The organism is Neorhizobium fuzhouense (assembly GCF_042611105.1).
Lineage (GTDB): Bacteria > Pseudomonadota > Alphaproteobacteria > Rhizobiales > Rhizobiaceae > Neorhizobium > Neorhizobium galegae_A.
Window position 1 is genome coordinate 140,019 of sequence record NZ_JBHFFP010000012.1, and the last position, 11,995, is coordinate 152,013.

General features: G+C 62.0%; 14 protein-coding genes and 1 riboswitch. Of the genes, 8 read left to right on the plus strand and 6 right to left on the minus strand.

Annotation, left to right across the window (positions count from 1 at the left end; all coding sequences use genetic code 11):
- Window positions 1-41 precede the first annotated feature (41 nt).
- The 4 genes from ACEXP3_RS19900 to sugE all read left to right on the plus strand — a co-directional run bounded on the left by ACEXP3_RS19900 (window position 42) and on the right by sugE (window position 2,486).
- Window positions 42-512, plus strand: a complete 471-nt coding sequence (locus ACEXP3_RS19900; RefSeq protein WP_377298796.1) for a YaiI/YqxD family protein — start codon at window positions 42-44, stop codon at window positions 510-512.
- On the plus strand, window positions 509-1,171 hold the full coding sequence (locus tag ACEXP3_RS19905; RefSeq protein ID WP_377298798.1) for a DUF1345 domain-containing protein: 663 nt from the start codon (window positions 509-511) through the stop codon (window positions 1,169-1,171). Before ACEXP3_RS19900 ends, ACEXP3_RS19905 begins: the two co-directional genes overlap by 4 nt.
- 24 nt (window positions 1,172-1,195) lie before the next feature.
- Window positions 1,196-2,029, plus strand: a complete 834-nt coding sequence (gene fghA, locus ACEXP3_RS19910) for an S-formylglutathione hydrolase (RefSeq protein ID WP_377298800.1) — start codon at window positions 1,196-1,198, stop codon at window positions 2,027-2,029.
- Window positions 2,030-2,171: 142 nt separating this feature from the next.
- Window positions 2,172-2,486 (plus strand): quaternary ammonium compound efflux SMR transporter SugE, encoded by a 315-nt coding sequence (sugE, locus tag ACEXP3_RS19915; protein WP_377298802.1) that lies wholly within the window; start codon window positions 2,172-2,174, stop codon window positions 2,484-2,486.
- 63 nt (window positions 2,487-2,549) lie between these two features.
- Here sugE and ACEXP3_RS19920 read toward each other — a convergent pair whose 3' ends face one another.
- The 6 genes from ACEXP3_RS19920 to crcB form a co-directional block, all read right to left on the minus strand.
- Window positions 2,550-2,936: a DoxX family protein gene (locus tag ACEXP3_RS19920; RefSeq protein ID WP_377298803.1), complete on the minus strand. Its 387-nt coding sequence runs from the start codon at window positions 2,934-2,936 to the stop codon at window positions 2,550-2,552.
- A gap of 149 nt (window positions 2,937-3,085) precedes the next feature.
- On the minus strand, window positions 3,086-3,511 hold the full coding sequence (locus ACEXP3_RS19925; protein WP_377298805.1) for a hypothetical protein: 426 nt from the start codon (window positions 3,509-3,511) through the stop codon (window positions 3,086-3,088).
- A 119-nt stretch (window positions 3,512-3,630) separates the two neighbouring features.
- On the minus strand, window positions 3,631-4,428 hold the full coding sequence (locus ACEXP3_RS19930) for an ATP12 family chaperone protein (RefSeq protein ID WP_377298807.1): 798 nt from the start codon (window positions 4,426-4,428) through the stop codon (window positions 3,631-3,633).
- 16 nt (window positions 4,429-4,444) lie between these two features.
- Window positions 4,445-5,098 (minus strand): HAD-IA family hydrolase, encoded by a 654-nt coding sequence (locus ACEXP3_RS19935; protein WP_210105017.1) that lies wholly within the window; start codon window positions 5,096-5,098, stop codon window positions 4,445-4,447.
- 2 nt (window positions 5,099-5,100) lie between these two features.
- Window positions 5,101-6,090 carry an RluA family pseudouridine synthase gene (locus ACEXP3_RS19940; RefSeq protein WP_377298808.1) on the minus strand — a complete coding sequence of 330 codons (990 nt, stop codon included), beginning with the start codon at window positions 6,088-6,090 and terminating at the stop codon, window positions 5,101-5,103.
- Between the two features lie 120 nt (window positions 6,091-6,210).
- Window positions 6,211-6,588, minus strand: coding sequence for a fluoride efflux transporter CrcB (crcB, locus tag ACEXP3_RS19945; protein ID WP_377298892.1), 378 nt, complete (start codon window positions 6,586-6,588; stop codon window positions 6,211-6,213).
- Between the two features lie 111 nt (window positions 6,589-6,699).
- Here crcB and ACEXP3_RS19950 point away from each other — a divergent pair, with 111 nt between their 5' ends.
- The 4 genes from ACEXP3_RS19950 (at window position 6,700) to gcvP (ending at window position 11,907) form a co-directional block, all read left to right on the plus strand.
- Window positions 6,700-6,966 carry a hypothetical protein gene (locus ACEXP3_RS19950; protein ID WP_210105015.1) on the plus strand — a complete coding sequence of 89 codons (267 nt, stop codon included), beginning with the start codon at window positions 6,700-6,702 and terminating at the stop codon, window positions 6,964-6,966.
- A gap of 102 nt (window positions 6,967-7,068) precedes the next feature.
- Window positions 7,069-7,156, plus strand: a riboswitch (glycine riboswitch).
- A 150-nt stretch (window positions 7,157-7,306) separates the two neighbouring features.
- The gene (gene gcvT / locus ACEXP3_RS19955; RefSeq protein WP_377298810.1) at window positions 7,307-8,443 is read left to right on the plus strand and encodes a glycine cleavage system aminomethyltransferase GcvT; all 1,137 of its coding nucleotides are present in this window, start codon (window positions 7,307-7,309) and stop codon (window positions 8,441-8,443) included.
- Window positions 8,444-8,680: 237 nt separating this feature from the next.
- Window positions 8,681-9,043 (plus strand): glycine cleavage system protein GcvH, encoded by a 363-nt coding sequence (gcvH, locus tag ACEXP3_RS19960; RefSeq protein WP_377298812.1) that lies wholly within the window; start codon window positions 8,681-8,683, stop codon window positions 9,041-9,043.
- Complete coding sequence (gene gcvP / locus ACEXP3_RS19965) at window positions 9,043-11,907, plus strand: aminomethyl-transferring glycine dehydrogenase (RefSeq protein ID WP_377298814.1); 2,865 nt, start codon at window positions 9,043-9,045, stop codon at window positions 11,905-11,907. Before gcvH ends, gcvP begins: the two co-directional genes overlap by 1 nt.
- Window positions 11,908-11,995 lie beyond the last annotated feature (88 nt).

Below are 11,995 nucleotides of genomic sequence, written 5' to 3' on the forward strand. Positions count from 1 at the left end.
AGACCGAAATCTGACAACCGCCGCACACGGAGACCTGCCCGTTGATCTATGTGGATGCCGATGCCTGCCCGGTAAAGCCCGAAATTCTGAAGGTGGCCGAGCGTCATGGTCTGGAAGTCACCCTGGTTGCCAATTCCGGCCTTCGCCCCTCGCGCGATCCGATGGTGAAGAACATCATCGTGTCCGGCGCTTTCGATGCGGCCGATGACTGGATTGCCGAGCGGGCGGGACGCGGCGATATCGTGGTGACGGCGGATGTGCCGCTTGCGGTGCGCTGCGTGGCCGCGGGCGCCCAGGTGACCGGTCCGACAGGCCGGGAGTTCGATGAGGGTAATATCGGTATGGCCAGCGCCATGCGGGATCTCGGCGCGCATCTGCGGGAGACCGGCGAAAGCAAGGGCTATAATGCCGCCTTCTCGCCGCGGGACCGTTCGGCCTTTCTCTCGACGCTCGATCGCCTCTGCCGGTGGGCAAAGGCAATCGCCGCGCAGGCGAAGGATGATCCGGCATGACCGATGTTTTACCGCACTGGCGGCACCGCAGGCACAGCCCGTTCTATGCCGCAGGCCTTTCAGGCCTGTTGTCACTGCCGGTGCTCTGGCTTGCCGCCCGCCATCTCGCCGTCGAAATATCGGCGATCGTGTTTTTCGTCGTCTATCTGGGGATGATGGCGGTGCGTATTCCGCGGCTTACGGTTGGCCGGCTGAAGACCAGTGCCGAACGCGACAATGCGCCGGCCTATGTCATTCTGATGGTGACGCTTCTGGCCGTCATCACGGTGATTGCCGCCCTGTTCAATGCCTTGAACCGCAACGCCAATCCGAGCATCTTCGAGGTGTCCATCGCCTTCCTGTCGGTGATTGCCGGCTGGCTGACCATCCACACCATGTTTGCCATGCACTATGCCCATCATTACTGGCGCCGCGTCTCGAAGGACGATGGCAGTCTGAGCACCCAGTGTGGTCTGGAGTTTCCGCGCACGCCGGAACCCTGCGGTTACGATTTCCTCTATTTTTCGCTGGTGATCGGCATGACGGCGCAGACCTCGGATGTCGTCATCACCACGACAGTGATGCGGCGCATCAATCTCTGCCATGCGGTGCTGTCGTTCTTTTTCAATACCGTGCTCGTCGCGGCCGCGGTCAATGCCGTCGTGTCGCTGGCCGGTTAATCCTGCAACGGAGAGTGTGTAACCATGAAGGTCCTGTCCCAGAATACGGCATTTGGCGGAATGCAGGGTGTGTTCCAGCACCGGTCGCAGGTCTGCAACAGCGACATGACATTTGCCGTCTTCGTGCCGCCTCAGGCAACAACGCAAAGGCGTCCGGTGCTCTGGTATTTGTCCGGCCTCACCTGCACGCACCAGAACGTCATGGACAAGGGCGAATATAGGCGGATGGCCGCAAGGCTTGGCCTGATCGTCGTCTGCCCCGATACGAGCCCGCGTGGCGATGACGTGGCCGACGAGGCGACCAACTGGCAGATGGGCAAAGGGGCCGGCTTCTATCTCGATGCCACCGAAAAGCCGTGGAGCGATCACTATCGCATGTACAGCTACGTAACTGAGGAACTGCCGGCGCTGATTGCGGAAAACTTTCGCGCCGACATGGACCGCCAGGGCATTTTCGGCCATTCCATGGGCGGGCACGGTGCCATGACGATTGCACTAAAGAACCCCGGGCGCTTCAAAAGCTGCTCGGCCTTTGCCCCGATTGTCGCGCCCTCGTCCGCGGACTGGTCGGCGCCGGCATTCGAAAAATATCTCGGCAGCGACCCTGCCCTCTGGCGGGCCTATGATGCCTGCGCATTGGTGGAAGATGGGGCGCGCTTTCCCGAATTCCTCATCGATCAGGGCAAGGCCGACAGCTTTCTCGACAATGGCCTGCGGCCCTGGCTGTTCGAAGAGGCGGTAAAGGACACCGGGATTGCTCTCACGCTTCGCATGCATGAGCGCTACGATCACTCCTACTATTTCATCTCCACCTTCATGGATGATCACCTGCGCTGGCATGCCGAGCGGCTTTGTTAAGCCGCATCCGGTCTGTCCAGCTTGAACAGGCGGCAAAACGCCCCAGATAGGGGCTCGTGCGGACGACCGCCGCAGCCTAACCCGGCTGCCATTGACCTTGCGGGGACGACCTCGCTCTTTTCAACACAGAAGGAGCGTAATCATGCCCTGGATCTATCTTGTTTTGGCCGGTCTTCTCGAATGTGGTTGGGCCATCGGGCTCAAATATAGCGAGGGCTTCACCCGGCTCGTCCCCTCGGTTCTCACCGTCGCCTGCATGGGTGTCAGCATCGGCCTGCTCGGCCTTGCCATCCGTGATCTGCCCATGGGCACCGCCTATGCGGTATGGACGGGGATCGGAACGGTCGGGGCAGTCGGCCTTGGCATGATTCTCCTCGGCGATCCGGCAAATTTTGCCCGGCTCGCCTGCATCGGCCTCATCGTCGCCGGCATTGCCGGGCTGAAACTGACCAGCTGACAGCAAAAAGCCCCTGCCGGGATCATCCCGCAGGGGCTTTCCGTTGGTCGCGCCTTGGGCTGATCAGGCCTTCTGGCGGTTATCCACCGACCAGGCGCCGGCGCCGGTAAAGATGAAGGCGAGGAAGATGAAGCAGAACAGCACGGCAGCATCACCGCCGTTCAAGCCCGGGAAGAAGTTTTTCGGGAAATGCGCCATGAAATAGGCGACGGCCATCATGCCGGACAGGAGGAATGCCACCGGTCGCGTCAGGAAGCCGATGGCGAACAAGGCACCGCCCACCAGTTCCAGAATGCCGGCCACCAGCATCAGCGGCGGAAGCGGCCCCTCCATCTGGGGAGCGGGAAAGTGGAAGAGCTTCATCGTGCCATGCTCCAGGTACAGAAGCCCGGTCATGATGCGCAGCACGGCAAGGGCCTGCGGCTGGTAGGTATTAAGACGTTGTGACATTGGTTGGAAAATCCCGCTCCAGTAATTTCAAATACCGGATTGCCTTAGCGCTGCAGTGCAGCAATTTTAAATCAACAGAAGTCGCGTTTTATCACATCCTATTGATCCGGAAAAACAATCCGGTCTGCGCACCTGCTTGTTGGCAAGCGTCACGGAAAGAGTGCAGTGGCCAGTGTGGAGGGCGTGCGCTCCTCAAGATTGAATTCCCGCGCAATCCGGGCCGCGATCTTCGATGCGACGAGGGCGTCTCCGTCACCGGCATCGAATGCGAAAGCGCTGACGGTAAATGTGCCGATCGCCACGCTTTCACCATTGCCGACAGCGGTTGCCTCCACCTGCACCTTCGCCCGGTAGCGGGCACCGATGAGCAGCGGAAAAGACCCGCTCTCGGTGATGCGGACGGTGAGCACCGTGCGCGGCATCGAGGTCTGGCGGAACGTGGCGCAGATGGCGTCGTTGACCAGCCTGTCGGTGTCTGCCAGCAGGCGGCGCGACACTGTGGTCTGGGCGCTCACGAAGGCACCACGCACGTCATAGAGGAGATGCGCCTGCTCCGTTGCTTCGGGCGTGGCCATGCGAAAGCCGCCGAGTATCAGCCAGCAGACAGCCAGGACAGTCACGCGGAAGAAGGAAGACGACATGGATCACCGGGAGACGCTTTTCCCGATCATCCGCCAACAGGGTTAGCAACCGGTTAAGCGACCGGCTGCAATGCCTCGAACGTGGACGCGGCCGCCTGCATTTCCCGGTAGCGCTTGGTGCGGCGCAGTTCCGCATCCGCATCGGCGCCCCAATGCTCATTGGTCCAGTCTTCTTCCAGATGCGCAAGCCGCCAGGCTTCCTCGACGCCGATGACGCGGCTGGCAAACGCAAGGGCGAGAAGCGCCGAGCCGGTGAGCGTCGTAATGGTGTGAAGGGCTGCCAGTTCAAGCGCAGAGTCGTGCTGGCGAAGTCTTGCAGCAAGTGCTGCCACCGCCTCCGGCGGCTGTTCGGCAGGCATCACGCCCTCGGCCAGAATGAAATGTGCGCCGAGATCTTTCGCCGCCCATTCCAGAACCGGATCCCAGTCGCGCGCCTGTCGCTCCATCAGTTCGGCCGGTGTCTCGGCGCGGTAGCACAGCATGTCGCTCTCGGAGAATTTCAGGATGTCGGCAAACACCGGCTGGCGATCCGGTGCAATCCCGTCGATGGCCGTGTTTGCAAGTCGCGTCACGGGCATGCTGAGGGGATCGATCACCTCGACCTGGGCCGACCATTCCGCGCAGATGATCTCGGCCAGCGCTTTCGTCGGCACGGCGAGCATGTTCTTGGCCGGCGTCTTGACCGGGCGCCCGTCCAGGAGGATTGAATAGCCTTGCGCGTCCTCGCCGATCGTCGCCTTCTCATAAAAGCGTTTCGGCAGCGGGCGATGCATCTGGATCTGCGCCCGGCGTGTCGGATCGGCGTGGCTCAGGCCCTCATGGCCCTCGGGTAAATCGAACGGATCGCGCATGGGTGTCGAAATTTCCTCAGCCGATATGGCTTAACAATTCGCTTGGATGATGGACGATGGCATCGGCGCCGGCGGCGTTCAGAAGGTCGACGGAGGCGTATCCCCAGGAGACGCCGACCGCCTTTGCGCCGGCCGCCTTCGCCATCTGCATATCGTAGATGGCGTCACCGATGACAAGGGTATCGGCGGGCTCAACGCCCATGGCATCGCAGCACTCCGTCACCATGGCCGGATGCGGCTTTGACGGGCAGTCATCGGCGGTGCGGCCGATGCGAAACCACTTGCGGAAATCATGCGTGTCGAGAATGAGGTCGAGACCGCGGCGGGATTTGCCCGTTACCGCGCCGATCAGAAGCTCCTCGCGCGGGCCGATCTCGTCGATCAGCGCGCGGATGCCGGGAAACAGCGGCTCCTCGAATCCGGCTTCTGCCCGCGTCTGCTGAAAGATCGACTTGTAATAGGCCATCATCGCCACGGCTTCCTCGTCCGCATGGGGCTTGCCCTGAATACGGGCAATGGCAATGTCGAGGGTGAGGCCGATGATGGATTTGGTTGCCGCAAGCTCGGGATGCGCATAGCCGAAATGCGCGAAGGTCCGGCACATCACCTCATGGATCAGCCGCGCGCTATCGACAAGCGTGCCGTCGCAATCGAAGAGAACCAGTTTCATGCTCAATCCTCGTCCCCGATGCCATCGGCCTGGTCCAGCCCCAAAAGGTTCCAGGTCTGCACCATGTGCGGCGAAAGCGGCGCGGTCACGCGCAGCCGGCCACCGCTTGGATGCGGAATGTCGATATGACGGGCATGCAGGTGCAGGCGCTTTTGCACGCCGCCCGGGAAATCCCAGTTGGGATCGTCGTCGAAATATTTCGGATCGCCGATGATCGGGTGACCGATATGCAGCGCATGGACGCGCAGCTGGTGGGTACGGCCCGTGTAAGGTTCCATTTCCAGCCAGGCGAGGTTCTGTGCGGCCGTATCGATGACGCGGTAATAGGAAACGGCGTGATCGGCGCCCTCCTCCCCATGGCGGGCAATGCGCATGCGGTCCCCGTCCGGCGTCTGTTCCTTGACGAGCCAGGTGGAGATCTTGTCCTCGTGCTTGCGCGGCACGCCCTTCACCAGCGACCAGTAGGTCTTCTTGGTATCGCGCTCGCGAAAGGCCGCCGTCAGCTTCTGGGCGGCGCCGCGCGTGCGGGCAATCACCAGAACGCCCGATGTATCGCGGTCGAGCCGGTGGACGAGCCGCGGCTTTTCGCCCTTCGGGCTCACGAAGGCTTCCAGCATCTGGTCGATATGACGTGCAACGCCGGAGCCGCCCTGCACGGCAAGACCGGCCGGCTTGTTCAAAACGATGACCTTGTCATCCTCATGAATGATCATGCGCGACAACAGTTCGAAATCGCTGGAATGCTTGAGGTCCCGTCCGGCGATCGGCCCGGCCTTCTTGGCGTCCACGTCCATGGGCGGTACGCGCACCACCTGCCCCGGCTGCACGCGTGCATCCGATTTCACCCGTCCGCCATCGACCCGCACCTGCCCGGAGCGCAGCAGTTTCTGCAGCGGACCGAAGCCCAGCCCGGGATAGTGCACCTTGAACCAACGGTCGAGGCGCATGCCAGCTTCATCCGCTTCGACGCGGATATGCTCGATGCCTGCCATCTCAAATCTTTCATTCTGGAATGGGCGCTGCGGCCCTTTGATCTGAGCCTTTAGATGATTTCGCCGCGCAAGGGAAAGAGAAATGGCAGGGAAGGTTTATACTGTCTGCGCAATCGGGCGTCAGAGAACGGCACGACCAAGCGCAAGCCCGCCAAATGCCGCCAGCAAGGAGACCAAAACGCTGGCGAGCACATAGGACAATGCCGCCGCTGTCGCTCCCCGCTCGATGAGAACCATCGTGTCGAGGGAGAAGGACGAAAACGTTGTGAAGCCGCCGAGAAAGCCGACGATGATCAGCAGGCGCAAATCGAGCGAGGCATCGAAACGGCGCGCCAGAAGCTCGGTCAGGAAGCCGATGGCAAAGCAGCCGGCAATGTTGATTGTCAGCGTGCCCCAGGGAAAATTAAAGCCGAGGAGCCGCGTCACGGCAAGCCCTGCCAGGTAGCGGCAGACCGAACCGACAGCGCCGCCCACTGCGACAAGCGTAAGCTGCATCAGCAAGACATCAATTCCCTAAAAAGACAATGATCGCTAAACCTTGAGCAATTTGTTTAAAGAGGAACAAAAGCAACGTCTCTATCGTTTTCGGTTTCAGGAGATGGTCGCAGCATGACTCAGGTTCCTTCAGTATCGGCGATTACGGCCGCCTACGCAATGGATGCGGCGCGCCCGGCACGCCGCGTGGCAACCGTAGACCAGGTGAAGGAGCAGCGGATGGTGGCGGAAAAGGAGCGACGCCGTGTCGAAGGCGCCGATGCCACCGATATCGCCGCACTGCTCCCCGCCGTGCCGCTTGCCTTCGACATGACCGATAGCCACCAGCAACAGCAACAGGCCAGTCTGAAACAGGCGCGCGACGCCTACGAGGAAATCTGAGGGCGTGATGTCCGGCCGCCCGACGTTTTTCGGGCGACGACAAAATACATGCCGGCTGCGACATTTGCCTCTTGCCAACAGGGGGGGCTCCCTCATAATGAGCGCATCCCGCTGGGAGAAACCGCTTTGATGCGGCGCCGAAGGAGCAACCGCCCCGGAAACTCTCAGGCAAAAGGACCAGCGGGAGGAACAGGACTCTGGAGAGAAGCCTTTTCATGCGCAAAGGCTCGCCGAAGGGATAACAATCTCAGGCGCGAAGGACAGAGGGGGCTCATGAACGGCGTAAGGACGCCACACTGAGCACCCGTGCGAATAGTTTTGCACAGACCTGGAGGTTTTCTTGACCGATACCGGCCCTCTCCTTTCCACACCGCTTCACGCGCTTCATCTGTCGCTCGGCGCCCGCATGGTGCCGTTTGCCGGTTACGACATGCCGGTGCAATATCCGGCCGGCGTGATGAAGGAACACCTGCACACCCGCGCCAAGGCGGGCCTGTTCGATGTGTCCCACATGGGCCAGGTCATCGTGAAAGCCCAGTCCGGCACCTTCGAAGACGCAGCGCTTGCGCTCGAAACACTGGTACCGGTCGATATTCTCGGCCTCAAACCCGGCCGCCAGCGCTATGGCTTCTTCACCGACGAGAAGGGCGGCATCCTGGATGACCTGATGCTGGCCAACCGTGGCGATCACCTCTTCGTCGTGGTCAACGCTGCCTGCAAGGGCGCCGATATCGCCCATATGCAAGCGAACCTTGCCGGCTGTTCCGTCACGCCGCTCGAAGACCGGGCGCTGATTGCGCTTCAGGGACCCGCCGCCGAAGCCGTGCTGGCATCGCTCAATGCCGATGTGACGGCGATGAGCTTCATGGACGTGCGCGACGTGACACTTGTAGGTGCTGACTGCATCGTCTCGCGCTCCGGCTATTCCGGCGAGGACGGGTTTGAAATCTCGGTGCCGGCCGACAAGGCCGAGGATCTCGCCCGGGCGCTTCTGGCGCATCCCGATTGCGAGCCGATCGGTCTCGGTGCGCGTGATTCGCTGCGGCTGGAAGCCGGACTTTGCCTCTACGGAAACGATATCGACACGCTCACAAGCCCCATTGAGGCGTCGCTCGAATGGGCGATCCAGAAGGCACGTCGCCTCGGCGGCGCACGCGAAGGCGGCTTTCCGGGCGCCGACCGCATCCTCCGGGAAGTGACGAACGGCACGCTGCGTCGCCGCGTCGGGCTGAAGCCGGACGGCAAGGCGCCGGTGCGCGCCCATGCGCGCCTGTTTGCCGATGCCGAAGGCGTTCACGATCTTGGCGAAGTGACATCCGGCACCTTCGGTCCCTCGGTCGAAGGGCCCGTGGCCATGGGCTATCTGCCCGTCAGCCACGCAAGTCCCGGCACCCAGATCTTTGCGGAAGTGCGCGGCAAGTATCTCCCCGTCACCGTCAGCGCCCTGCCCTTCATCACGCCGACTTATAAGCGGTAGTTTATGATGGTTCTGCCAGCCAAAGCCCCCCTCTGGCCTGCCGGCCATCTCCCCCACAAGGGGGGGAGATCAGCAGGCAGCAGCCTCTCGCCTTTCATCGGCGTCGAGGCTGGCAGACGGGCGCGCCCATCTGATCTCCCCCCCCTTGTGGGGGAGATGGCCGGCAGGCCAGAGGGGGGCGCGCTTGCTCCCCGCATCTGACCAATTTCAAATTTCCTTCAGAGAGGACTGAACATCATGCTGAAATTCACCGCTGAACACGAATGGCTGAAGCTCGAGGGCGATGTCGCAACTGTCGGCATCACGCAGCACGCCGCAGACCAGCTGGGCGATCTGGTTTTCGTCGAACTGCCCGAAGTCGGCGCCACCTTCGAGAAGAACGGCGAAGCCGCCACCGTCGAAAGCGTCAAGGCTGCATCCGACGTCTATTGTCCGCTGTCCGGCGAGATCGTCGAGATCAACGAAGCGATCACGTCCGATCCGTCGCTGGTCAACTCCGATCCGCAGGGCGCCGGCTGGTTCTTTAAGCTGAAGCTCGCCAACGTTGCCGATGCCGACGACCTCATGGACGAAGCAGCCTACAAGGAGCTGATCGGCTGATGTCAGACACACGCGATTTCCATTTCACCGACTACCAGCCCTACGATTTTGCCAATCGCCGGCATATCGGTCCCTCGCCGTCCGAAATGGCGGAGATGCTGAAGGTCGTCGGCTACCGTTCGCTCGACGCGCTGATCGACGCAACCGTCCCCTCCACCATCCGGCAGCGCGAGCCGCTGGCCTGGGGTGCTGCACTCACCGAACGCGAAGCGCTCGACCGGTTGCGCGAGACCGCCAACAAGAACCAGCCGCTCACCTCGCTGATCGGCCAGGGCTATTACGGCACCATCACGCCGCCGGTCATCCAGCGCAACATTCTGGAAAACCCCGCCTGGTACACAGCCTACACGCCCTACCAGCCGGAAATTTCTCAGGGCCGCCTCGAGGCACTGCTGAACTTCCAGACGATGATCTGTGACCTGACAGGCCTTGATGTCGCAAATGCCTCGTTGCTCGATGAGGCAACCGCTGCGGCCGAAGCCATGGCGCTCTGCCAGCGCCAGGCAAAGTCCAAGGCAACCGCCTTCTTTGTCGATTCGGCCTGCCATCCGCAGACGATCGCGCTCATCGAAACGCGTGCGGCCCCGCTCGGCTGGAGCGTCGTTATCGGCAATCCCTTTACCGATCTCGATCCGGTCGATGTCTTCGGCGCGATCTTCCAGTATCCGGGCACGCACGGTCATGCGCATGATTTTTCCGGCCTGATCGCCCGCCTGCACCAGACCGGTGCCGTGGCAGCCGTTGCCGCCGACCTTCTGGCGCTGACGCTTCTGAAGTCGCCCGGCGAAATGGGTGCCGATATCGCCATCGGCTCGTCGCAGCGCTTTGGCGTGCCGATGGGCTATGGTGGCCCGCATGCGGCCTTCATGGCGGTGAAGGATGCGCACAAGCGCTCGATGCCCGGCCGTCTCGTCGGCGTGTCGGTCGATGCGCGCGGCAACCGCGCCTATCGCCTCAGCCTGCAGACCCGCGAACAGCATATCCGCCGCGAAAAGGCGACGTCGAACATCTGCACGGCACAGGTGCTGCTTGCCGTCATGGCCTCCATGTACGGCGTCTTCCATGGGCCGGAAGGCCTCAAAGCCATTGCCCAGCAGGTGCACAAAAAGGCCGTGCTGATGGCGAAGGGCCTGGAAAAGCTCGGCTACAGCGTGGAGCAGGAAACCTTCTTCGACACGATCACCGTCGAGGTCGGCCATATGCAGGGGCTCATCCTGCGCGCCGCCGTTGCCGAAGGCGTCAACCTGCGCAAGGTGGGCTCGACCAAGATCGGCATGTCACTCGATGAGCGTACGCGGCCGGTGACGCTCGAAGCCGTCTGGCGCGCGTTTGGCGGCAATTTCGAAGTGTCCGATTTCGAGGCCGATTACCGCCTGCCGACCGATCTGCTGCGCACCTCGCCCTACATGACGCACCCGATCTTCCACATGAACCGTGCCGAAAGCGAGATGACCCGCTATATCCGCCGGCTCTCGGACCGCGATCTTGCCCTCGACCGGGCAATGATCCCGCTCGGTTCCTGCACGATGAAGCTCAATGCCACGGCCGAAATGCTGCCGATCACCTGGCCGGAATTTGCCGATATGCATCCCTTCTGCCCGGCCGACCAGGCGCTCGGCTACAAGGAGATGATCGAGGATCTCTCGGCAAAGCTCTGCCAGATCACCGGTTATGATGCGATCTCCATGCAGCCGAATTCCGGCGCGCAGGGCGAATATGCCGGCCTCCTCACCATCCGCAACTATCATATCGCGGAAGGCAATGCCCACCGAGACGTCTGCCTCATCCCGACGTCAGCCCATGGCACCAATCCGGCCTCTGCCCAGATGGTCGGCATGAAGGTGGTGCCGGTGAAGGCCAAGGAGAATGGCGACGTCGATCTTGATGATTTCCGCGCCAAGGCCGAGCAGTATTCCGCAAACCTTGCCGCCTGCATGGTGACCTACCCCTCGACGCATGGCGTGTTCGAGGAGACGGTGAGCGAAATCTGCGCCATTACCCATCAGCATGGTGGCCAGGTCTATCTCGACGGCGCCAACATGAATGCCATGGTCGGCCTGTCGCGCCCGGGCGATATCGGCTCGGACGTCTCTCACCTCAACCTGCACAAGACCTTCTGCATTCCCCATGGCGGTGGCGGTCCCGGCATGGGCCCGATTGGCGTGAAGGCGCATCTGGCAAAGCACCTGCCCGGCCATGTGGCAACGGACGGACGCGATGGTGCCGTGTCTGCGGCTCCCTTCGGTTCTCCGTCGATCCTGCCGATTTCGTGGTCCTATTGCCTGATGATGGGTGGTGAAGGCCTGACTCAGGCGACGAAGGTTGCGATCCTCAACGCCAACTATATCGCCGCCCGTCTCGCAGGCAGCTATGACGTGCTCTACAAGTCGGCCTCCGGTCGCGTTGCGCATGAATGCATCATCGACACCCGCCCGCTGGCAGCCTCTGCCGGTGTCACCGTCGATGACGTCGCCAAGCGCCTTGTCGATTGCGGTTTCCACGCCCCGACCATGAGCTGGCCGGTCGCCGGCACGCTGATGATCGAGCCGACTGAATCGGAAACCAAGGCCGAGATCGACCGCTTCTGCGATGCGATGCTCGCCATCCGCGAGGAGGCCCGCGCCATCGAAGAAGGCAGGATGGATCGCAACAACAACCCGCTGAAGAACGCCCCGCATACGGTGGAGGATCTGGTCGGCGAGTGGGATCGTCCTTACTCGCGCGAACAGGCCTGCTTCCCGCCCGGCTCGTTCCGTGTCGACAAGTACTGGTCGCCGGTCAACCGTATCGACAATGTCTATGGCGACCGCAATCTGGTCTGCACCTGCCCCCCGATGGAAGACTACGCGGAAGCGGCCGAATAGAACGGCCACCCCCCGAGTACGGCATAAGACAAAGAAATCCCCGGCTCATCACCGGGGATTTTTTCGTCTCGCATGCAGGTCGTGGGAC